Below are 21,688 nucleotides of genomic sequence, written 5' to 3'. Positions count from 1 at the left end.
GATCGGTCGTGTCGTGAGCGCGTGGACTTGGTGCGGCGTCGTCGAGCCGAGTCGGGTCAATCGCCCGCCACCGAGCGCACGTAGTCGGCCAGGGTGATCGGCGGTTGCAGCTCGAAGGTCGTGTCGAGCACGTTCGAGTCCTCGATGCGATCGAGGCGAAAGCTGCGGAAGTCCTCGCGCAGCTCGCAGTACGCCCCCAGCGTCCAGGTGCTGCCCCAGAAGTAGAGGCCCAGGGGGCGAACGCTGCGCGTGGTGAGCTCGCCCTGGCGGTCGCGGTAGTGCAGCGACACGTGGTGCTGGTCGGCGATGGCGTGGCGGAGCTGGCCGAGGCGGGTGCGAACCTCGGGCGGCACGTGGAACGCGAGCGAGAACAGGGCCGTGCTGTGGACGCGCGGTCGCTCGCTGTGGGGGAGGGCCGCCTCGACCTTCTCGAGCACGCTGAGGGCGGCCTGCTGGAGCTGGGCGTCGCCCCAGCTCTCGACCATGCGTGCGCCCAGCACGAGGGCCTGGATTTCGTCGACGGTGAACATCAGCGGAGGGAGTTCGAAGTCCTTGCCGAGGCGATAGCCCACGCCGGCCTCGCCCTCGATGGGAACGCCCGAGAGGCTGAGGTCGCGGATGTCCCGATAGACGGTTCGCTCCGAGACCTGCAGCCGCTCGGCGATCCTCGCCGCCGTGGTGACGCGGCGGTGCTGGAGGATCTGGACGATCTGGAACAGTCGGTCAGCCCGTCGCATCCGCGGCGGCACTTTGGTCGATCACGTGGAAGAAGTCCAAGACGACTCCGTTGGGGTCGGCCACGGTGAAGCTACGCCAGCCCCAGGGCTTGTCGGCGGGGTACGAGCGGGGCTGTGCACCGCGCGCTCGCAGAGCCGCGTGGGTGGCATCGGCGTCCTGGGTGGGGATGCTGATGATGAGCCCCTTGCCGGCGAAGCGCTCCGGGCCCTCCATGGGCGCGCCGGCCGGCTGCGGCGTCATGAAGGCCAGCTCGGGGCCTTCGGCGTCGCGACCCCAGCGGACCTGGAGGTACTGGTCCATGTCGATGCTGACCTCGAACCCCGCACGCTGGGCGTAGAACGCCTTGGTGGCGGTGAGATCGTCGGTGACCACGAGGGGGATGAGCTTGTTCGGATTCATGCCGCGCAAGCTAGCGCGGGGCTCCTGACAGCATCGTGTCAGGGGGCCGCGGGGCTCCTGTCAGCGCGGTGTCAGCAGAGGTGCCTGCCCGAGCATCAGGCTGCCCGGGGCAGCGGCAGCGCCTGATCCTCGGGGGTCGTCTCGGGCTTGCGACCCATTCGCCGCAGCCAGCGGTAGTGCGAGCGCAGCAGCGAGAGGGCCGAGTCCCTCACCTTGTACTCCACGCCGTGCTCGGCGCAGACCTGCGAGACGATCGGCGCGAGCGCGGGATAGTGCACGTGGCTGACGCGGGGGAACAGGTGGTGGATGGCCTGGAAGTTCAGCCCGCCCACGTACCAGCTGAGCCAGCGGCTACGGGGAGCGAAGTCGACGGTGGTCGCCAGCTGCAGCCGCGCGAAGTCCAGCTCGAGCTTGCCGTCCGAGGCCTCGGGGTCGAGGAACTCGGCCTCCTCGACGGAGTGCGCGAGCTGGAACACGAGCGACAGGATGAGTCCGGCCGTGTACTGCGAGATCACGTAGAAGGCCAGGGTCGGCAGCCAGCCCACCACGAGCCCGGGGATCAGCACCGCCCAGATCCCGTGGATGATCTTGAACGACCAGAACACCGCGGCTTCCTCGCCCCGCGGAGCGGCCAGCGGCTGGCGGCCGATCCGGCCGCGAGCGAGCTGCTTGAAGTCGTCGATGATCCACCACTTCATGATCACGAACCCGTACAGGAAGAACATGTAGAGGTGCTGGAAGCGGTGGGCGGCGTGGTGGGGCTGTCCCGGCGCGAACCGGGCCAGCGGCTCGAGGGCGATGTCGTCGTCGGCGCCCTCGATGTTCGGATAGGTGTGGTGCACGTGGACGTGCTTGACCTTCCAGACGTAGGAGCTGCAGCCGAGGAAGTCGAGCACGCGGGCCGCGAGCAGGTTGCCGCGAGCGCTCGATGCATAGGCACCGTGGCTGCCGTCGTGCATGACCGCCATGCCCAGGCCGGCGACGGCGATGCCCGCCACCAACGCTGCGACGACCAGCCCCGGCCAGCCGAGGTCGCCCAGCAAGAGCGCGAAGTAGCCGGCTCCGAGGGTCGCGAGCAGCACCAGCGTCTTGCGTACGATCGCGCTGCCACCGTCGCGAGGCAGCCCGGTGCGCTCGAAGTGGTCGTCGACGCGGGCGACGAGCTGCCGATGGAAGGCGCTGCGGGGAACGAAGCTGATTCGTGCGTCTCGCATGTCGGGCCGGGGCCAGTAGGACACCAGCACGGGGACCGGGCAACGGCTCGGGAGCGCTGCGACGGTTCTATGACAAAGGGGGACAAAGGGGGACCAAGCGGTGACCGAGCCCGCCCGACGGCGACCGAACCAAGACAAAGCGACGATTGCGCGCGTGCGAAGGGGCACACGCCGGTCACCCGGCTGCGAGCGCGGCGAGCTCTTCCTGATCCAGCGCCCGGGAGTACAGCCGCACCTCGTCGATCACCCCGTGGAAGAACCCGGCCGGTTGGTTCGCGTTGATGTCGCGTCCGATCGTGATCGGGTGTCCCGCGTCGAAGACGGGAGGAGGCGCAACGCCCGAGGCCACCGGCTGTCCATTGACGAACAGGGTCATCTCGGAGCCGTCGTAGGTGCCCGCCACGTGGGTCCACGCCCCGAGCGAAGACGCCATGGGGGTGACGACCACGTGGAGCTCACCATCGGAGCTCATCGTCATGCCGCCGCCCCAGCCCATGAAGAGGGGGCGAACGGAGAGGAGCCAGGCGTTGGACGTGTCCGGGCCGAACGGGTGCCCGAAGATCATGCGGATGTCCGGGCCGGGCACTCCGTCCACGCGGATCCACGCGGCGATGGTGAAGGCCTCCGACACCTCGAAGAGCGGGTCGAAGGGGACGCTCAAGCCGTCGTCTTGGCCGTCGAAGAGCGCTCCCTGCCCAAACAGGCTCATCGCGGCGACCGGGCACTCGGTGTCCTCGCACGTGGCCTGAAACCCATGGGCCGAGTCGATCGTGCCGCGCTCCGACAGGTCCTCGAAGCGAAACCAAAGCAGTAGATCGGGATCGACGGGCTCACCGGTGGACGAGGACTCGCTGGTCGTCGTCCCTCCCTCCGTGGTCGAGGTGAGCGGGCCGCTGGAGTCGTCGTCGAGCATCAGGGTCGAGGCACCGGCCGTCGACGGGCTCGAGGTGCTCGACGTGCTCGACATGGTGCCCTCGGTCTGCTCGACCTCGACGCACGTCCCGGCCAGATCACCGGCGGCGTGCTCACCGTACCGCTGACCCGAGGGGCAGGAATCATCGGGGAAGCTGCATGCACCCGTGGGCTGGCAGACCCCGCCCGAGCACTCGGAATCGTCGGCGCAGGTGAACGCACTCGAGTTGCACGCAAGCACGGCGGCGGTGCCGAGTGCCGTACCGAGCCACCACCGCATGCGGCGAGTGTATCAGGCAGTGGATGGTCTCATAATACTTGTTGGCGACAAGTAAGTGTCGTAGGATGACCCGCGGGCTCCGCCCTCGATGACTCGAGCCAATCCCTCCTCGCCCTTCACCCCGAGGCAGCGACGCGGCCTCCAGGCGCTGTGCGAGGCGCGGAGACGACGTCGAGCGAGCCGCGGCCAAGGCCCGCGACGTGCCGCTCGGGCGCGGCGGCCGGGTGCCGTTCTGCGCGCACCAGATGGGCTCCGCGCGGATGGGCCGCGACCCCAAGACCTCGGTGGCCGATCCCCTGGGCCAGCTCCACGATGCCCGCGGCGTCTTCATCGGGGACACCTCGGCGTTCCCCACTGCCGTCGGCGCGAACCCGATGTGGACGTGCATGGCCCTGGCCCGTCGCACCGCTCGGGCGATCTTGGCCACGCGCTGAGCTTGCGACGAACAACGAGAGTGCCGCCGCCATGACGACGAACACCAAGGTCGTTCCCTCGCTGGTGAATCCCTTTGGGGAGGACGAACACGTGGAGCTCGCGGGCCTCTACGAGGCCACGCTGAAGGCCGGACACGAGCTGATGCGGCGCCCGAACGAGGCGGCGAGCGTGGTGAACGTCGAGCGTCAGCACCACAAGCATCGCATGACGATCTGGGAGCGGATTCGCGTTCTGAGCGACGAGCCGCCCACGATCCTGTTCCAGAACTGGGGCCCCAACCTGGACGGCGCGTCGCTGGTGACGGCCATCATCGAGATCCGCGGTCGTCACGTCGCGCTCTATGGCCACGACTTCACCGTGCGAGCCGGCTCCATGGACGCGACCAACGGCAAGAAGCTGGCGCGCCTGTTCGAGCTGGCCGCCAAGCGTCGCATTCCGGTGGTTGGCCTGAACGACTCGGCGGGCGCGTACGTCCCCGCGGGGGTCGGCGGCCTCGATGGCTACGCCGAGGCATTCACGGCGCTGCGCAAGCTCAGCGGCGTCGTGCCCTCGATCATGTGCATGTTCGGCTACAACGCGGGCGGTGGATCCTACCTGCCGCGTCAGGGCAGCTTCATGATCCAGCCCAACGACACCTTCTTCGGCCTCACCGGTGCCGGTGTCGTCAAGTCGGTGCTCGGTGAAGACGTGACACCCGACGCGCTGGGCGGCCCGGGGGTGCACTCGCAGTCGGGGGTCAGCGACTTCGTGGTGGATGACGAGGTCGCGGCGCTGCACAAGGTCACCGAGCTGCTGGACTACCTGCCCGACCACCACGCCGAGCTCGCGCCGTTCCGCCCCACGTCCGACCCGGTCGATCGCGAGACCTGGGGCGTCGACATCCTGCTGCGGAAGGCCTTCGACTCGCCCACCGGCTTCAACACGCCGTTCGACAGCGGCATCATCATTCAGCAGCTGGTCGATCACGGCGACTACCTCGAGTTCCAGCCCGGTCGGGCGCGCAACACGATCTGCGCGTGGGGCCGCCTGGGCGGCAGCGTGGTCGGGTTCGTGGCCAACAATTCGGCCGTGGCGTCGGGGCAGATCGATGTCGATGCAGCGCTGAAGAACGCGCGCTTCATTCGCTTCTGCAACCTGTACAACGTCCCGATGATCTTCATGGAGGACACGACCGGCTTCCTGCCGGGCCGCGAGCAGGAGAGCCGTGGGATCGTCCAGGCCGGTCGCGCGATGCTCGATGCCATCATCGATCTGCGTACGCCACGCTTCCTGGTGCTGATCCGCAATGCCTTCGGCGGCGCCTATGCCTCGTACAACAACTATGCGACCGGGGCCGACTTCGTCATCGCGCTGCCGACCACGCGCGTGGCGGTGATGGGTCCGGCCGGTGTCGAGTTCGTCTACAAGGACGAGCTGCGTGCGCTACGCGGCGCGGTCGAGCCGCGGGTCGCCGCGGCGCGCGAGGCGTTCGTGCGTGACGGTCTGACCGAGCGCGAGGCGAGGGAGGCCGCGCAGGCCTCCGTCCGTGGCTGGCTCGAGCAGGCGGAGGCATCGCTGGCGCAGCGCTACGAGCGCGAGCTGATGAATCCGAACGAAGCCCTGAGCCTGGGGTCGATCTCGCAGATCGTCATGCCGTCCGATCTGCGGAAGGTGCTGGCCCACAACATGCGGTTCCACCTCGAGCACTACACGCCGGAGCCCATGTCTGGAGTGCAGCGCGAGTTCCACTAGAGCGGCATTCGGGCCAGGCAGCATGTCCAACGATGACCACTACTCGAGCAACCCCCTGATCCACGAGGACCGTCGCCTGGGGCTGTCGTCGAGCGCGTGGGTGCGCAGCTTCCGGGTCGAGGACATGAAGCCGCTCATCATCTGCCGTGGCCCGATCCGCAAGGAGGCCATGGACGTGTTCGACGAGATGGGCATCGCCGGCTACGGCATCCTGCTGTCCGAGAAGGATTCCATCACCTACGGCAACGCGCTCGCGCCGGAGCTGCGCAAGCTGACCGATCCTTCGCGGGTGCACCGCGTGCCCGACTACACGGGGGCGACGAAGGAAGAGCGTCGCCGGCGCATCGAGCAGATCATCCGCATCGCCAAGGACGATGGCTACGACTCGATCTTCGCCGGCTACGGCTTCATGGCCGAGGACGAGGAGATGGTCGGCTCCATGGAGCGGGCGGGCCTGCGCTTCATCGGCCCCTGCTCCAAGACGGTTCACCGGGCCGGCCTCAAGGACGAAGCCAAGCGCACGGCGCTGGCGGTGAACGTGTCGACGACGCCCGGAATCGACAATGGTACCGCGCTGACCCTGCTGGCGAGGTACCCGGATGTCGCCGCGCTGAAGGCGTTGGTCGCCAGGGAAGGCCTGGAGGTCGCCATCGACCTCGATGACGGTGGGATCTCGCTCGAGGACAAGGCCGATGCCGTGCTGGCCGCGTCGTATGCCAGGGGCATCGATCTCTACAGCATCGAGGAGCTCGCAGAGCAGCTGCGACTGGGGGCGATCCGCCTGCTCGAGCAGTCGCCGCGGAGCCGCTTCCGCCTCAAGGCGATCGGCGGCGGCGGTGGCAAGGGCCAGCGCATCATGGAGGCGCCGACCGCCCACGAGGGCAGCGAGCGCGAGCGCATCGAGAAGGCGGCCGCCGTCGTGCCAGGCCTCGTTCGCGAGATCCTCAGCGAGGTCAAGGCCACCGGGGTGGGCGACAACAAGAACATCCTGATCGAGCTCAACATCGAGACCACTCGCCACTTGGAGATCCAGGTCGTCGGCAATGGCGAGTGGTGCATCACGATGGGAGGCCGTGATTGCTCGCTGCAGATGCACGAGCAGAAGCTGCTCGAGATCTCCGTGATCCACGAAGAGCTCGAGCGCGCCGTGGCGGAGGCGCGGGCTGCCGGCAGGGCGAAGGAAGCGAGGATCCTCGAGCGGGAGATCGACACGCTGCGCAAGATGGAAGAAGAGGCCGCGCGCTTCGGCAAGGCGGTGGGTCTGGACTCGGTCTCGACCTTCGAGTGCATCGTCGATCGCGATCGCCACTACTTCATGGAGATGAACACGCGGATCCAGGTGGAGCACCGGGTCACCGAGCTCTGCTATGGTCTGAGGTTCACCAACCCCGCCGATGCGGGCGATTCCTTCGTCGTCCAGTCGCTGGTCGAGCTGATGGTGCTGCTGGCGCGCCACGGCGAGTGCCTGCCGCAGCCGACCCGCTTCGTGCGCAACGGGGCCTCGGTCGAGGTGCGCATGAACGCGACCAATCAGGCGTTGCAGCCGCACGCGGGGGGCGTCGTCACCAAGTGGTCGAGTGCGCTGGAGGGCGAGATCCGCGACGACCAGGGCATCAGCATGCACAACCCGGACACCGATGCGTTCATGCGCTATCGCCTGGCGGGTGCCTACGACAGCAACATCGCGCTGCTGCTGACGGTGGGTGGTGATCGTCTCGAGACCTATCGGCGCATGGCCGAGGTGCTGCGCCACTCCGTGTTGCGCGGCGACGACCTGCAGACCAACCTCGACTTCCACTATGGCCTCGTCCACTGGTTCATCGGCCACGGGATCCAGGCGCGTCCGACCACGCGCTTCGTGGTGCCCTACGTCACCGCCGTGGGCTTGCTGAGGGAGCAGGCCAGGCAGGTCGACGTGGGACATGCCTTCGGTCGGATCCGCCACGGTCACGTGGCCGCCGCGGGCGACGACGAGGGGCTGTCGAGGGCCACGGCCAATGCGCTCGATCGCAAGCGCAGCTTGCTGACGCGTCCGATCGAGCGCCTGTTCGAGCGCCCGCACGTGATGGCGGGGTGGCTGTCACGCCATCGCAAGCACTTCGATGTTCGGGACGGCAAGGTCACGTGGCTCGAGAACCCGATGAAGGTGCTGGCCGACACCTACGACTTCCTGAACATGCAGTTCCGCGAGACGGCGGCGCCGGCCTCCATCATCTGGCGACATGACGACGACGTGCTGCAAGCGGCGCTGGCCTTCTACGGCGCGCTGGAAGACCGGCTGAAGACCACCAGCCATCAGGAGATCGTCGCCGTGCTCTCGGGCCGCGAGGCGCCGGCGGGCCTGACCGACGCCGAGTTCGTCGCGGCAAGATCCGCGCACGCCGGCTATCGGCTCGGCACCGAGCTGCTCGACCTCCTGCCGTACATTGCGGACCGGACCGGCTTCTTCGAGCTCGAGGTGAGCGCGGATCTGTCGATCGAGATCCCCGCCAGGCTCGCAGAGAAGACGCTGCAGGACGAGATGGCCAAGGTGCTGGTGCCTCCGCCCGCGGCGCGCTCGGACGAGCTGCTCGCGCCCTCGGGCGGCATGTTCTATCCGCGCGAGGCACCGGGCATGGAACCATTCGTCGGGGCCGGCGATCACTTCGAGAAGGGCGACCCGCTGTACATCATCGAGGTCATGAAGATGTTCAACAAGGTGTATGCACCGTTCTCGGGCACGATCGACGAGGTCCTGGTCGAGACCGACGGCGTGATCATCGGCAAGGGGCAGACGATCTTCAGGGTGACACCGGACGAGAGGATCGAGATCGAGACGCAGGAAGAGCTCGCGAGGCGGCGGAGGGTGTATACCGATCGGTTCCTGGCGACATTGAAGGGGTAGGGGGCGGAGGCTCGTATCGTATCGGCTCGTCGAGCCGCCGAGCGTGGGTGCAGAGATCCACGGATTCCAGGACATCGGCGATGGCTGCTCACCCGAGCAGCCAGGGGCGGCGGACGGGTCATCCGGCCCCGAGCGCGGCGAACTCTTCCGGGTCCGCGTCGTCATCGAACCGCACGATCTCCTCTTCGTCCGTGCGACCGTACCGGACCGCGGCAACGAGGGTGGATGGATCGTAGAGCGCGATGACTCCGCCCCGGTTGCCGAGCTGCATGCCGTCCTCGCCCCCGGGCAGCACCACCCGAGCGATGGCGCCGGGGGCGAGCGTCCCCTCGAGCGCCTCGGTCCGATGCATGCGATCGCCCAGCCGCCAGCCGGCGAGGTCGATGGGATCCGCGGTGTCGTTGCGCAGCTCGACCCATTCTTCGCCGCGATCTCCACCCCGGGGATTGGGCCCTGCGCGAACGATCGACACGGCCCCGCCCCGGAGGCCCCCCGCGGGGATCGTCACGATCTCGGTGCGACCCACGGCAGGCTCCCTGTTCTCGTGTCCGAGGTACGTTGGGTAGAACGAGCGGATGTGCTCGCCTCGCGTGTTCTGGAGCGTGATGTTGCGGTAGAGCACGAGCTCGTAGCGGCTGCCCCGGATCGTGGTTTCCCTCCGGTCCCGGGGAAATCGGCCGTGGATGCTCTCGTAGTAGGCCACGGCGCCGCTGACCAGCTCGAGCTCGGGGGACGGGCCCACGAGGAAGCCGCCCTTCTTCTTGAACAGCTGTGCGATCACGCGACCGTGGATGTCGCTCAAGTACCAGAGCATCTGCAGCGTCACCACGTCGGGGTGCTCGGGCTGATCGCCTCCGCGTAGATCGAACCTCATCCCCAAGTAGTCGACTCTACCGGCCCGCTCGTCGAGCGCGAACTTGATCCACGAGTGGTAGCCGCTGACCTCGCCGAGGGCGCGGCCGCCAACACGGGCGTCGAACATGCCCTCGCCCACGAAGACGTGCTCGAAGCCCGAGGCGAACTCGACGGATCGTCCGCCGTAGTGGTTGGTGTAGTCGACGAACCAGAGTCGATCGAGCACGGTCCGGAACTGCTGCTCGGTCAACGTCTCGCCGAGCTCGTCGTTGATGTGCGCGCGCGCGACCGCGGCGACCTGCGTGTTGCACACGGCGTCGAGGAAGGCATCGATCTCCCGACGCTCCCCGGGCGACTCGTGCTCCGGCTCGCGTGCGTTGGCCACGTAGTTGTCGAGCAGCGCGATGAATGCGGCGTAGGTCGGGAGCGCGAGCTTGGCGTCCTCGACCTTCGCGAACAGCGGCCTGGTCGAGAGGTCGATGTCGCGGCGTCCATGGGCGCGGCGCTGCACGTCGAGCAGGACGTCCGCGGCGGGGTCGAGCCACTCCCCGCTGGCAGCGCGTGCGGACACGCGGCAGCCGTTCTCGTCCGCATTCCAGAGGCGCTCGTACACGTCCACCATGACCGCACTCGGGTGCCGAGGCACGCCCTCGCCCAGTGACGGTCTAGCACCTGCCAACGGCCGAGGATCCCGCCCTGAATGGCGGCGAGCCCGAACGATCGACTAGGGGTCGTCGCACGTGAAGCCAGGGGGCGCGCCGATGGCCCAGTCACCGCGGGCGAAGTAGATGTCGTCGAGCCAGTCGCCCGCCTCGTAGTACTCGAGGCACTCGTCGTCGACGACGTCTTCGATGAGGGCGGACAGTCGCTTGCACTCCTCGTAGGCGAGCTCGTTGTACTCCTCGAGCAGGGTGCCCTCCTCGGGCCAGCCCACACGCTCGTAGCGATCGCCGAGGCCGTCGAACTCATCCTGGGTGAGGCAGAGGCAGACGGTGCCCGACCGGTGATGGGGCTCGTCGTAGATGAGGTGGGTGCCACCATCCGCGAGCTCCGCGTAGGGGCTGATGAGCCACAGGCACGCCGGTTCGACTCGATCCGCGGGGGGATCACCGAGAGGGCGGTCGGAGCACGTGCAGCTGCCGATCACGAGGGCGAAGGCCAGCGCGACCAGGCTCACGGTACGAGCGTGTACGTGAAGTCCAGCCATTGGGATCCTCGCTTGATGCGTACCTCGAGGGTGGTTGCATCGCCGAGCTGCACGTAGGCGTGCAGGGCCGAGTCGAGATCGCGGATGACGATGCCGTTCACCGACTCGAGCCGGTCTCCACTGCGCAGGCCCAACGCGTGGACGATCGAGTCGGGCTCGACGCCTTGCAAGACGTGGCGTTGGAGCTTGGCGACATGGACGAGCACGGTACCTTGCTCGAGCAACGGTGAGGGGTCGACGTAGAGCTGTCTCGCAAGGGCTCGGTCGACCTCGCAATCCAATTCCACGCAGGCGATGAGCGCATCGATGTCGAGCAGCATGCCGCCTGACGTGTCACTGCCGGTGTCGTCGAGGCCCGAATCGCTCGCACTGGTTTCGTCGCCTCCTTCCGAGGCACATCCACCGTCGCTACCGCCCCCCGTTGCGCACTCGTAGGGGTTGGGGTCGGGGCACGAGCCACCGATGGGAGGTCCTCCGTATTCGCAGTTGCCAATGCATGTACCCACGCCGTCCGGAAAGTGGGTCTCGGCAATCGATGCCTGCATGCCTACGGAAGTCCAGCAGTTGTGGTCGTAGCCCGGCATGACGAGCGACTGGCACTCTTGCCTGGCAGCGAGCTCGAGCTCGTCGAGGAATGCCTCGAACCTACACGCCGGAGCCTTGTCCTCGAAGATCTGGGTCTCGGCATCGTTGTAACAGCGACACCCCCGGGGCACACCACCGTCGGGCCGGAGGATCGGCACGGCCTCATCGAAGCTGCTGCCGATGGGCCACTGCTCGGCGAACACCAGGTTGCGACACCAGTCATGGCCTGGCGAGGTCACCTTGATACAGGTGTCGTGGTAGACGCAGCCGGTGGTGGCGGGTGCGAGCATGGCCGCAGCGACGCCGAGCAGAGCGCCGCCGAGGAGGAGCCACCAGCGGTAGGGCCTTGGTGGCGAGTGCATTGGGGCAGCGTTGCACGCGGGGCCCTGGGGAACAAGCGAACGTGAGGAGCGCGAAGACCACCGGGGACACGGGAGAATAGACGACGTTCCTTCGGCGCAAGCTCGCCGTCGGCCAGCCCGAGCCGGTCGCAAACCGCCCCACCCCAAGCGTAGGAACCACCACCAACCAAGCCCCCCCTTTCAGGGGGGCAAGCTCGCCGTCGGCCAGCCCGAGCCGGTTGCGGGGGGCCTAGAAGGTAACTGGAAAGGTCGTCCCCTGCTGCGGGCTGGTGAACCGCGGGAACGTGGCGTCCTTGAGCGCATCGGCCACGCAGTCGCCGAGTGCGTTGTTGTGCGGCGCGAGCGGCTCGGCCTCGATCACCTTGCCGCTGTCGCCCTCGATCGAGAGCTTGACGCGCACGATCTCGCCCGACTGGGCCCCATGCGCAGACCCGCAGTTGTTCTTGGCCTTGTTCTTCGACTTGGACAGCGCCTTGCGGATCGCAGACTCGCTGAGCTTGTCGGGCAGGGTGGCGTCGAGGTCCATGAGCGACGAGCCGCCGGACTTCTTGCCCACGCAGCGGGGGTCGTTGGGGTTGAACACGCAGTCGGCCTTGCCGGCGTCGAACGGATCGGCTCCCTTGGAGTCGTCGTCGTAGTTGGCGTACGGGGCCGAGTCGTCCTTCTTCTTGCCGCTGCCGGCCTTCTTGACGCGCGCGACCGTGCGGCTGCCGCCAAAGTCGTCGTCCTCGTCGCCCTCTCCACCGGTGGTGGCGTCACCGGTGCCGCTGCCCGTGCCGGTGCCGGTGGCATCGCCCGTGCTGCTGCCGTCGACCACGACGGGCTCGGGCTCGGGCTCGGGCTCCGGTTCGGGCTCGGGCTCGGGCTTGGCCGGCTCGACGGGCACCTTGGCCTCGACGACCTCGGGCTTGGGCTCGGTGTTCTGGTTCTGCATCATCCAGAACACGATGCCGCCGCCGATCAGGAGCACGGCCACGAAGGCGAGCAGACCCTTGTTGGGACCCTTTTCCTCCTGCGGTGCAGCGGCCGCGGTCACCTTCGCGGCGCCGGCCGTCGAGGCGGCGGCCGCCTTGCCCGAGCGCGACTCGGCGGGCGCCGACGCGCTCACCGAGGCAGACGCCAGCGGGGCCACGACGACGGCACCTCCCTCTTCCTCGTCGTCGTCGTCGGGCGGGGCGAGCAGAGCACCGAGCGGATCGTCGACGGCAGCCGCGGCTGCCTTGGCTCGATCGACCTCGCGCTGGGCCTTCTCTTCCTCCTTCGAGGGCGGCTTGAGCAGGGCGTCGAGCGGATCCTCGTCTTCCGCCTTGCCGTCGACGACCAGCTGGGCTCCGGTCGCGGCACGCTTCTTGGCCTCGGCCTCGACGAGCTTGGCCTGGGCCTCGGCGAGCTTGGCCTGAGCCTCGGCGAGCTTGGCCGCCGCTTCGGCCTTGGCGAGCTCGGCCTGGATCTTGGCGAGCTCGGCCTCGGGATCATCGGCCGTGGCCGCGGGCACGGGAGCCGACACGACCTTGGGCTTGGGCGGCGGCGGCGGTGGTGGAGCGGCCTTGGCCTTGATCTCCTTGGGTGGTGGCTTGGGCGGGGCCGGAGCCGTTGCGGCGGCGACGGGCTCGTCCCCTCCGACCAGCGCAGCCGCGGCACCCTTGCTCGGGCCCACGCTGTCGAGATCATCGTCGCCACCGAAGCCGCCGTCGTCGCCGTCCTCGTTGACGAGCTTCTCGGCGGCCTCGAGGAGATCGGCAAGACCCGAGCTCTCCGAGCTCCCGTGCGTCGAGTCCTTGTTGTCTTCCATGCTGAGTTACCTGGCTTCTTGTCGGTTCAGGGTCTCGGGTTCAGGTCTCGGGTTGGCCCCTTCGGGTTGGACCCCGAGCTGGCGCGAGGCCGATGCGAGGTCCCGATCCTGGGGCCGTGTGAGCTCCGCTCGTGCGAACGACCACCCCCCGCCGTCGTAACGCCCTGCTATGCCTAACCGGTGCCGCGCGGTTCCGCAATTGACCCGCGCTCGCCCACGCCCTGGGGCCACTAGGTGGGAGTTTTGTTGGGTTTTCGTGGGGCATCGGCGGGACCGGCGGGGTCTTCGGCGGGCGTAGGGGAGGGCTCGTCGGGGGGCCCAGCGGGGGCTCGGACGGGCTCGGGGGGCTCGGTGGGCGCGGTGGACTCGGTGGGCGCGGGCTCATCGGGCTCGTCGAGCGTGGGATCGAGGGCCGACGGCGGGAGCTTTCCGCCCTTGCGAGCCTCGAGCGCCTCGATGCGGCGGCGCTTCATCTCGGCGAGCTCCTCGGGGGTCTTGCGGGCGATCTTGCTCGCGCCGTCGGCAATCATCGACATGAGCATCAGGGTCTGATCCGTATCCAGCGTCCCCCGCAGGATGATCTTGGCGCCGCTGCGCTCGGGCACGAACTGGCGGTAGATCCCGGAGACCATCATCCGAATGCCGAAGGGGAGCGCCTCGAGCAGCACCTCGTCGTTCCACCACTGGGCGAACGCCTTGGCCTCCACCACGCTGGTGAACTCCATGCGGATCACGACCTCGGGCTCCTCGGCGGCCGAGGCCGAGAGCTCGAAGTCGTCGGGGAGCTCGAACGGCAGCGGCTTGCCGCCGACCTGGGGCTTGCGCTTGAGGTTGCGACGCAGGCCCTTGAACACCAGCTGCAAGCCGGCCTCGGGCTGGCGCGCGGCGAAGCGGCGCATCTTGGCCAGGTTGGCCACGAAGTTGCCGGCGGTCTTGCGGTCGTCGTCGGCGGGTCCGGCCAGGATGCTCGGCAGGAACTCGTCGCGCACGTAGATCGCGACCTTGCCCTCGAGGAACACGAACCAGCGGTTGTCGGCGTCCTTCTCCTCGGGGTTGGTGGGGCGGGGATTGCCGCGCAGCGGGCCCCCGTCGTCGACCCACTCGATCACCTCGCCGTTGGCCGCCACCGCACGCTCGATCGCGCGCTGCACCTCCTCCTGGGGGAGCTTGTAGTCGACGGCGAGGAAGGTCTGGGTCCAGTCGCGGATGTCGGGGCTGGCCACGACGATGTGGTCGAAGTCCCGCAGCGCGTCGAAGCGACCCTTGTCGATGAGCAGCTCGAAGTCGGGCAGGGGCGCCATGATGTCGAGCACCTCCTGCGAGAACGGCAGCGTGCGGATCTTCTTGGGCACCAGGAGCATGTGGAAGGTGCTCTGGGGCGGCGCGAGTTCGTCGGCCTTGGAGGCCTTGGTGGCGAACTTGGGCTTCTCGGGCTCCGGCTCGGGCTCGGGCTCGGGCGGCGGCTCGGGCTTCTCCTCCACGCTGGTCGGATCGTCGGGAGTCGGCGGGGGCGGGGTTGCTTCGGGCTCGGTCGGGGGGGGCTCGGGCGGGGGCGTCTCCTCCTCGCCCTGGATCGCATCGGGATCGAGCAGCTCGATCTCGGTGAATTCGATGTCGATGTCCGGCATCTCGATGTCGGGCGCGCACCGAAAGGTGAACCCGGTGGCGAAGCCGCCCACCGTGATCGTGTGCCCGAGCAGGGAGGCCAGGAAGGCCAGGCTGTGGCGTCGACGGCGGTTCACGGGCTCGGAGCGGGAAAGATAGCATCGGGCCCCAGGCCGGGCTCCCGAGCCACCCCGGAGTCGCCCGGCATGCGGCCTCCCTGGAGCCACGGGGCCATGCGCGGGGGCTCTATGGTCGGGTTGGACGGGGCACGGGGCGAGGGACGGCCAGCGGCGCGGTCGAGGCCGGTCCGTTCCACGGCTGGGCGCCCAGCGGCGACTGAATGGCTCGATTGATCTCACCACCGTAGAAGCCCGACCCCAGCTCGTTCTCGAGGGCGGTGCCGCGGATGGCCAGGAACAGGCGCCTCACCACGGCCGCCTTGGTGGGGTTGCTGCCGGCCTGCGATGCGGCGAGATCGATCATGCCCACGATCCACTGCGCCATCGCCCGCTCGAAGGTGGGGTCGATGATCGCCTGGGCCAGCAGCCCCGCAAAGCCGACCGAGGCCGTCTGGACGCGCGTGAGCTTGAGCTCGACGGGCGGGGTGTAGACGTTGCTGGTGGGCAGCGCGTTCGTGCCCCACCGCCAGCAGCACGGCAGACGCCAGATGAACGTCTTGGCGTAGGTGGAGGCCGAGTACCGCGGAGCCATGGACTCGTCGCTCGTCCAGGCGTCGCGCTCTGCGGCGTCTGCATAGGACACGCGAAAGCCATACGCGCCGAACAGCCGATGGAAGCAGTCGGCGTAGCGGGCGTAGAGGAACGACAAGAAGTTCTTGCCGTAGCCCTCGGTGATCGTCGTGCCCCTGGAGGGGTTGGGACCGAAGGTGAGCTGCGCCCACCCGAACGAGGCCTTGGGGCCATCGTAGGTCTGGAGCGCGTACCAGCCCCCCTCGTGGTTGCCGTAGAGCTCCACGATGTCGATGTAGCGCTGAGCGTGGCCGTGGCGCTGCAGGTAGCCCGAGGCGGTGATGTCCCGCGAGGCTCGGCTCATCCCCGTGCGGTAGTTCTGGCCGATCCGGTAGCGCACCATGGAGATCGGCGGTCCCGACGTCCAGCGGCCGTCGATGCCGATGAACTCGACGCTTCGGTCACCGGACCTCGCCACCGCGTTTGCGTGCGCCTGGGGGAACGCCTCCTGGAACTGCTTGGTGAACGCATCGTGCCCCGCCGCCAGGTCGTCGGCGGTGGGGTACTCCTCGCTGCCGATCTTGGCCTTGAGGGTGGGGCGCAGGCACACCTTGAGGAGCTCGTCGGTGTCCCACCACTGGTCCTTGGGGCACACCGTCTGCACCGTGCAGGCCTCGGTGCTCATCACGACCACGTGGTCGCCGTAGGTGTCGTTGGCGTTGGTGGCTCCCTCGAACACGCCCTGGTGCTTCACCTTGGTGGTGCACACCTGGACCATCTTGAGCTGCGGCGTCACCCCGTCGTCGCGCGGCATGAACTGGATCTGGAGGTCGTGGAGCGAGCTGGCCGCGGGGCTGGCCTCGATCATCGTGATGAACTGGGGGGCGTACTCGTCGGGGCCGTGCTCCACGGGCGTGTGGTAGACGAGGCCGGGAAACACGGGCCAGCCCCAGAGCTTGCGCGCATCGGCGATGATCGCCTCGTGCTGGGGATCGAGCATGTCGGTGCGCTGGGACATGCCCCCCGGCACCCCACGCAGGGGATCATCGGTTGCGCACACGATGATCGGGGTCTTGGCCGCGTAGGCGAGCACCTCGCTGGTGCCCTGGGTTCCAAGCTGGGTGAGGACGACGTTGCGATCTCCGCTGGCCATCAGCCTGCGTCCTTCTCTCTGGGCGTGCCGTGGGGCAGCAGACGCCGCGCGAGGTCGTAGTGGATCTCGTACTTGCCGGGCGGCAGGTCGCGGAACACCACGGGGCGCTCCTCGGTGACGCCCGAGACGGTGGTGGGCCCGCGGACCTCGAACGAGATCCCGGGGATCCAGCGCCCGTGGCCGTCGAGCAGCCCCACGCGCAGGCGGTTGCCCCCCAGGCCGGTCTGGCCCGAGTCGGCGTACTCGCCCACGATCACGTCGCCGCTGCCCGCGATGAGCGAGCCTCGGCCGCCGCAGTGCTCGGTGCCGTCGCCACCGCGGGTGAGCGGCTTGCCGTTGACCAGCACCGAGCCCGCGCCCTGGATCGCCTTCCAGGTGTTGGGCCCGCAGCACGTGGAGTGCGTGCCTCGATCGCCCACCCGGATGGCGCCCCGCCCGTTGACCAGCACGTCGGCCGAGCCCTCGGTCGCGGGTCCCGACACGGAGTGCGGACAGCAGCTGCCACCGTGCACATCGGCGGCGCAGCGGGAGATGTCGCCCTTTCGTCCTGCCCCTGACATGGATCGTGCTCCTCTCGTGTGCTCGTGGGTCTGGGTACGGGTCAGTTCAGCCGGATCACGCCGCCGCGGACCACGACCTCGGTCTCGCCGATCACGGTCACGTCCCCGCCCTGCAGCTCCATCGAGGCGGCCGTGTCGATCACGATGCCCTTGGAGAGCTCCATGGTGGAGCGCTCCTTGGACATGGCCAGGATGTCCTGATCGAGGCGGATCGAGGCCCCGTCCCCCGCGGTCAGGGTAATGGAGCCGGGCTCGAGCACGATCGAGCTGCCCGGCACCTCGAGCACGATGCGCTCGGGGGCGCGCACGTGCACCGTGTGGGTGGTCTCGAGGATCTCGTGGCCGTCGATCTTGGTCTCGCGCCCCTGCACGATGCCCTGCGCCTCGCCGTGGACCGGGTGGCCGTCGATCTTGACCATCGTGTTGCCCTCGATGGTGATCCACTCGTTGCCCTTGACCAGGCGGGTGCGATTGCTGAGCACGCGCTCGTTCTGATCGCGCTGGGCGTGGATGAAGATCTCCTCCTTGCCCTTGGCGTCTTCGAACCGCAGCTCGTTGAAGCCGTCGCCGCCCACGCTGCTGTTGCTCTTGAGCGTGCTCTTGGTCTTGTCCTCGGGCAGCGGATAGGGGGTTTGGTTGCGGCCGTTGTAGACGCAGCCGGTGACCAGCGGGCGGTCGGGGTTGCCGTCGAGGAACTCCACCACCACCTCCATGCCGATGCGCGGCAGGAACCACGTGCCCCAGCCGGGGCCCGCCCACATCTGGGCGACGCGTACCCAGCACGAGGAGCCGTCGTCTTGGGGCTGGATGCGATCCCAGTGGAACGAGACCTTGATGCGTCCGTGGACGTCGGTGTGGATCTCCTCGCCGGCGGGTCCGGTGACCAGCGCGGTCTGGGGACCGTGGATGCGGGGCTTGGGCGTCAGCTCCCGCGCACGGAACGGGGTGGCGGCGGGGATGCACTCGAACTTGTTCTCGTAGCGGATGCCGTCGGAGGTGGCGCCCATCTCACGGTCGGGGCAGTCGCCCACGTGGATCGCCCGCGTGACGAGCAGGCGCTGGTACGACACGCCGTCGTGCGGGTGCTCGGCGATCTCGAACACCCCGCCCGCCCGCAGGCAGGTGACGTTGGACGCGCCCGTGCCCCACGCCAGATCGCGGGTTAGGATCTCGAAGCGATGCAGGGTCAGCGGCTCCTCGTCGTCCTCGGGTCGCGTGCCGCGGTAGCTGTCGCGTCCCTGGTAGTCGACGATGCGCCGCCGTGGATCGGGGGCATAGATCTCGCGCACGCGCTGGCGCTTGGCCTCGCGCTGCTGCTCGGCGACCGGCGGCTTCTTGGGATCGGGGCGCTTCCAGTTGTAGCGCCGCGTGCTGAGCTTGGTGGGGCGCTCGGGTCGAAACCACTCGAGGTAGCGCAGCGACTCGCAGTCGGCGGTCTCGGGGCGATCGGTGATGATCGGGATCTGATCGAGGATGTCGCCCTCCATCTCCGGGTAGTCGGCGTTGGCCTCGTCGGGGTTCTGATCGAGCAGCACCAGCACCTCGGCCCCGCCGTCGCCGTCGTCGCCGCCCTCGGGCTCGAACAGGTAGGCGATGCCCTCCTCCTCCATCAGCCGGTTGGCGAACGCGAGGTCGGACTCGCCGTACTGCACGCAGTAGTCGCGCACGAGGTACGTGCCGCCGAGCTTGGAGCGGTCGAGCTTGCGGCCGTACTGCGCGAGCGCAGGCTCGAGCACCTCGGCGAGGATGTCGGGCACGCTCTTGTCCTGGAAGATGCGGGTGTCCACGTGGTGCTCGAGCAGCCTGAAGGCGGGCACCACGTGCAGCCGCACCTCGAGGCGATCGGACGCCACGTCGAGGAAGTCGACGCGCTCGACGATGCCGGGGACGCGACGTGCAAAGGTGTTGCGGGTGAGCTCGAGCTCGACATCGGCCCCGAGCAGCTCGTCGGTCTCGAGGTCGACGTCGTCGGTGATGAGGTCCACCATGAGCGCATAGGGCTCGGAGATGGCCTCTCGAAGGTGCACGCGCCTCACGTGCCAGCCCGGGTCGGGACCGTCGTGGACCCGCAGCTGGTAGCTCACCGTCTCGAGCGGCTCGCCAAAGACGCGGCTGGCGGCAGCGGCGAGCGCGTCGGTGGCCGATGCATCCGATGCCGAGCGCCGAGCGCCGCGCGACGAGGGGGAGCGTCCGGGGCTCGTGGCTCCCGCCCGCTCGTCATCGGCGTCCCGTGCTTGCTCGGGCGGCGGCTCGGCGAGCGGGCGCACCTCGAGCTGGTTTCGGTCCTGGTTGGGATCGCGTTCGTCGTTGGCCATGGGCGTGGTTCAGGGCACGGGTGGATGGAGGGGCGACGCTCCCGACGGGGCGGCCAAGGATACCGGTGCCCCGCGAGCGGAACACGTCGAGGCCACGGCGATCAGCGTGGCCGCGATCGCGATCGAGACCCCGATGATGACGAGGGGCACGCTCGATCGCGCGCTCGCGGGTGGTGGGGGCGCGAACGCGCTCGTGGGGACTCGAGTGGCGGGCGGCGGGAGCACGATGCGCGGCTCGGGGGCGCGAAACGGAACGGTGCGACCCGAACGCGTGGGCACGATCGGAGGGGCAGGGGCCACGATGGTGGCCATGACTCGCTCGTCGACCACGGGTCCGAACGTGGGATCGGGGAGCACGACCGTGGCCTCGGGCGGTGGTGTGGTGGAGTCGGGCGCGGGCGCGAGCACGACCGTGTCCTCGGGGGGCGGGAGGACGCTTGGCTCGGGAGGTGCGAACGCGGCTTCGTGATCGGGCAGCGCGAGCCTCGGCTGGCGCTGGGTCTCCTCGAGATCGAGCTCCGGGTCGCTCGGTGAGGAGGACGGCATCGACGTCACGCCCAGCCGTCCGAGGGGGCGTGCGGGCTCGGCCGGGGCGGCGAGCGGCTGGGTCGATCCGCTCGACTCGTAGAGGGGTCGTGGAGCGGCGGGGGACGCGAACGGCTGGGTTGGTCCGCTCGGCTCGTAGAGGGGTAGTGATGGCGCGACGGGAGCCGCGGGCGCGATGGGAGCCGCGGGCGCGATGGGAGCCGCGGGCGCGACGAAGGGAGCCGCTACGGGCGCGAAGGGAGCCGCGGCGGGTGGCGCGGGCGAGAAGGGACGCGGCGACGCGGTCGCCCGCATGGGCGGCTGGACGAGGTGGCGTGCGGCCGGGCCGAGGTAGGGCGCCATCGAGCGCGCATCGAACCCCGCGCTGGGGGGTGGCTCGCCCGGGCTGAGCTGCTGCGCCTCGAATGCGGCGTGCATCGCCTCGTCGCGCGCGGAGGCTGCGGCCGGCCGGGTCCCTCGGGCTCCCGTGGCCTCGGCCACCAAGGGCGCGGACGGCCCCGGGTCGGTGTGGGCGGGACGGGAGCAGGTGGGCTCGTCGTCCTCGGCGTCGTCGTCCTCGGGTTCCTCTTCGACTTCGGCGTCGGCTGGGACGTCCCAGAGCGCGAGCTCGAGCTCCCTTGCCGACTCGAAGCGCTGGCGGGGATCCTTGGCCAGCGCGCGCAGGACGATGGCCTCGACCGCGGCAGGGATCGAGGGCGCCTTGTCGCGTGGCGGAGGGACCGGTCGCTCCGCGTGCGCCGCGAGCACCAAGAAGGGGGTCGCACCTTCGAAGGGCAGCGCGCCGGTGAGGAGCTGGTAGAGGACCACGCCGAGGGCATAGAGGTCGCTCTGGATCGAGGGGACCTTGCCCTCGCCCAGCTCCGGCGCCGCGAACGAGGCGTTGGCGATGATGGGGGACGTGTGCTCCTGCTCGACGTCGGACTTGCCGCCAACGGGATGACCCAGGCCGAGGTCGGAGAGCTTGATCAGCGGCTGGCCGGGGTCGTCCGGATCGTCGAGCACGAAGCAGTTGGCCGTGTTCAGCCCGCGGTGGAGCACGCCGCGCTTGTGCGCGGCCTTGAGCGCCCCGACGATCTGCAGGGCCACCGCCCGCACCCGGGACCACCGCAGGCGTCCCTCCTCCTTCACCAGGTCGAGCAGGGTGGGGCCCGGCATCCGCTCGGTGACGATGTAGACTGTGTCGCCCACCTCCCCCACGTCGATGACGTCGACGAGGTTGCGGTGGTGGATCCGGGCCGCGGCCTTGAGGCGCTCGAGCAGGCCGCGCCGCCCACCGTTCGAGATCACGATCTCCTCGAGCACGACCTTGATCGCGACTTGCTGCTCCAGCGAGGTGTGCTTGCCCGCGTAGACGTGGCCCAGCGAGCCCACGCCGAGCTGCTCCTCCACCCGATGGCGACCGCCGACGACCTTGCCCTTGCGCACG

General features: G+C 69.0%; 16 protein-coding genes. 3 read left to right on the top strand and 13 right to left on the bottom strand.

Annotated elements, in window-relative coordinates; genetic code table 11:
* Window positions 1-56 precede the first annotated feature (56 nt).
* The 4 genes from OEB96_RS14890 to OEB96_RS14875 all read right to left on the bottom strand — a co-directional run bounded on the left by OEB96_RS14890 (window position 57) and on the right by OEB96_RS14875 (window position 3,543).
* Window positions 57-737: a helix-turn-helix transcriptional regulator gene (locus OEB96_RS14890; RefSeq protein WP_266216458.1), complete on the bottom strand. Its 681-nt coding sequence runs from the start codon at window positions 735-737 to the stop codon at window positions 57-59.
* Window positions 724-1,137, bottom strand: a complete 414-nt coding sequence (locus OEB96_RS14885) for a VOC family protein (RefSeq protein WP_266216457.1) — start codon at window positions 1,135-1,137, stop codon at window positions 724-726. Before OEB96_RS14885 ends, OEB96_RS14890 begins: the two co-directional genes overlap by 14 nt.
* A 95-nt stretch (window positions 1,138-1,232) precedes the next feature.
* A complete protein-coding gene (locus tag OEB96_RS14880; protein ID WP_266216456.1) occupies window positions 1,233-2,351 on the bottom strand; it encodes a fatty acid desaturase family protein in 1,119 nt (372 codons plus the stop codon).
* A 175-nt stretch (window positions 2,352-2,526) separates the two neighbouring features.
* Window positions 2,527-3,543, bottom strand: a complete 1,017-nt coding sequence (locus OEB96_RS14875) for a LamG domain-containing protein (protein WP_266216455.1) — start codon at window positions 3,541-3,543, stop codon at window positions 2,527-2,529.
* Window positions 3,544-3,743: 200 nt separating this feature from the next.
* On the opposite strand from OEB96_RS14875, the gene OEB96_RS14870 reads away from it, so the two are divergent.
* The 3 genes from OEB96_RS14870 to OEB96_RS14860 are packed head-to-tail and all read left to right on the top strand — an operon-like array spanning window position 3,744 to window position 8,593.
* Window positions 3,744-3,977: a GMC oxidoreductase gene (locus OEB96_RS14870; protein WP_266216454.1), complete on the top strand. Its 234-nt coding sequence runs from the start codon at window positions 3,744-3,746 to the stop codon at window positions 3,975-3,977.
* A gap of 31 nt (window positions 3,978-4,008) precedes the next feature.
* The gene (locus OEB96_RS14865; protein ID WP_266216453.1) at window positions 4,009-5,709 is read left to right on the top strand and encodes an acyl-CoA carboxylase subunit beta; all 1,701 of its coding nucleotides are present in this window, start codon (window positions 4,009-4,011) and stop codon (window positions 5,707-5,709) included.
* Window positions 5,710-5,731: 22 nt separating this feature from the next.
* Window positions 5,732-8,593: an ATP-binding protein gene (locus OEB96_RS14860; protein ID WP_266216452.1), complete on the top strand. Its 2,862-nt coding sequence runs from the start codon at window positions 5,732-5,734 to the stop codon at window positions 8,591-8,593.
* Window positions 8,594-8,711: 118 nt separating this feature from the next.
* Here the strand turns inward: OEB96_RS14860 and OEB96_RS14855 are convergent, their stop codons facing one another.
* The 9 genes from OEB96_RS14855 to OEB96_RS14815 all read right to left on the bottom strand — a co-directional run bounded on the left by OEB96_RS14855 (window position 8,712) and on the right by OEB96_RS14815 (window position 21,687).
* Window positions 8,712-10,070 (bottom strand): lamin tail domain-containing protein, encoded by a 1,359-nt coding sequence (locus OEB96_RS14855; RefSeq protein ID WP_266216450.1) that lies wholly within the window; start codon window positions 10,068-10,070, stop codon window positions 8,712-8,714.
* A gap of 102 nt (window positions 10,071-10,172) precedes the next feature.
* Window positions 10,173-10,625 carry a hypothetical protein gene (locus OEB96_RS14850; RefSeq protein ID WP_266216448.1) on the bottom strand — a complete coding sequence of 151 codons (453 nt, stop codon included), beginning with the start codon at window positions 10,623-10,625 and terminating at the stop codon, window positions 10,173-10,175.
* Window positions 10,622-11,530, bottom strand: coding sequence for a PDZ domain-containing protein (locus tag OEB96_RS14845; protein WP_266216446.1), 909 nt, complete (start codon window positions 11,528-11,530; stop codon window positions 10,622-10,624). The genes OEB96_RS14850 and OEB96_RS14845 overlap by 4 nt, the downstream gene beginning before the upstream one ends.
* Window positions 11,531-11,831: 301 nt before the next feature.
* The gene (locus OEB96_RS14840) at window positions 11,832-13,394 is read right to left on the bottom strand and encodes a hypothetical protein (RefSeq protein WP_266216444.1); all 1,563 of its coding nucleotides are present in this window, start codon (window positions 13,392-13,394) and stop codon (window positions 11,832-11,834) included.
* Between the two features lie 230 nt (window positions 13,395-13,624).
* Window positions 13,625-15,136, bottom strand: a complete 1,512-nt coding sequence (locus tag OEB96_RS14835) for a hypothetical protein (RefSeq protein ID WP_266216442.1) — start codon at window positions 15,134-15,136, stop codon at window positions 13,625-13,627.
* Between the two features lie 109 nt (window positions 15,137-15,245).
* The gene (locus OEB96_RS14830; protein WP_266216440.1) at window positions 15,246-16,841 is read right to left on the bottom strand and encodes a hypothetical protein; all 1,596 of its coding nucleotides are present in this window, start codon (window positions 16,839-16,841) and stop codon (window positions 15,246-15,248) included.
* Window positions 16,841-17,323, bottom strand: a complete 483-nt coding sequence (locus tag OEB96_RS14825; RefSeq protein WP_266216438.1) for a PAAR domain-containing protein — start codon at window positions 17,321-17,323, stop codon at window positions 16,841-16,843. The genes OEB96_RS14830 and OEB96_RS14825 overlap by 1 nt, the downstream gene beginning before the upstream one ends.
* A gap of 119 nt (window positions 17,324-17,442) precedes the next feature.
* Window positions 17,443-19,716, bottom strand: coding sequence for a type VI secretion system Vgr family protein (locus OEB96_RS14820; RefSeq protein ID WP_266216436.1), 2,274 nt, complete (start codon window positions 19,714-19,716; stop codon window positions 17,443-17,445).
* Window positions 19,717-19,725: 9 nt separating this feature from the next.
* Window positions 19,726-21,687 (bottom strand): serine/threonine-protein kinase, encoded by a 1,962-nt coding sequence (locus OEB96_RS14815; protein WP_266216434.1) that lies wholly within the window; start codon window positions 21,685-21,687, stop codon window positions 19,726-19,728.
* Between the last annotated feature and the right edge of the window lies 1 nt (window position 21,688).

The sequence above is a fragment of the Paraliomyxa miuraensis genome, assembly GCF_026337845.1.
Taxonomy (GTDB): domain Bacteria; phylum Myxococcota_A; class Polyangia; order Nannocystales; family Nannocystaceae; genus Paraliomyxa; species Paraliomyxa miuraensis.
Note: the sequence above shows the minus strand (reverse complement) of the source record. Positions and strands in the feature narration are given on the sequence as shown.

Coding starts and splice junctions, on each gene's coding strand:
- OEB96_RS14865 (WP_266216453.1), top strand. CDS start 4,009: ATGACGACGAACACCAAGGTCGTTCCCTCGCTGGTGAATCCCTTTGGG.
- OEB96_RS14885 (WP_266216457.1), bottom strand. CDS start 1,137: ATGAATCCGAACAAGCTCATCCCCCTCGTGGTCACCGACGATCTCACC.
- OEB96_RS14820 (WP_266216436.1), bottom strand. CDS start 19,716: ATGGCCAACGACGAACGCGATCCCAACCAGGACCGAAACCAGCTCGAG.
- OEB96_RS14830 (WP_266216440.1), bottom strand. CDS start 16,841: ATGGCCAGCGGAGATCGCAACGTCGTCCTCACCCAGCTTGGAACCCAG.
- OEB96_RS14880 (WP_266216456.1), bottom strand. CDS start 2,351: ATGCGAGACGCACGAATCAGCTTCGTTCCCCGCAGCGCCTTCCATCGG.
- OEB96_RS14875 (WP_266216455.1), bottom strand. CDS start 3,543: ATGCGGTGGTGGCTCGGTACGGCACTCGGCACCGCCGCCGTGCTTGCG.
- OEB96_RS14860 (WP_266216452.1), top strand. CDS start 5,732: ATGTCCAACGATGACCACTACTCGAGCAACCCCCTGATCCACGAGGAC.
- OEB96_RS14845 (WP_266216446.1), bottom strand. CDS start 11,530: ATGCTCGCACCCGCCACCACCGGCTGCGTCTACCACGACACCTGTATC.
- OEB96_RS14890 (WP_266216458.1), bottom strand. CDS start 737: ATGCGACGGGCTGACCGACTGTTCCAGATCGTCCAGATCCTCCAGCAC.
- OEB96_RS14840 (WP_266216444.1), bottom strand. CDS start 13,394: ATGGAAGACAACAAGGACTCGACGCACGGGAGCTCGGAGAGCTCGGGT.
- OEB96_RS14855 (WP_266216450.1), bottom strand. CDS start 10,070: ATGGTGGACGTGTACGAGCGCCTCTGGAATGCGGACGAGAACGGCTGC.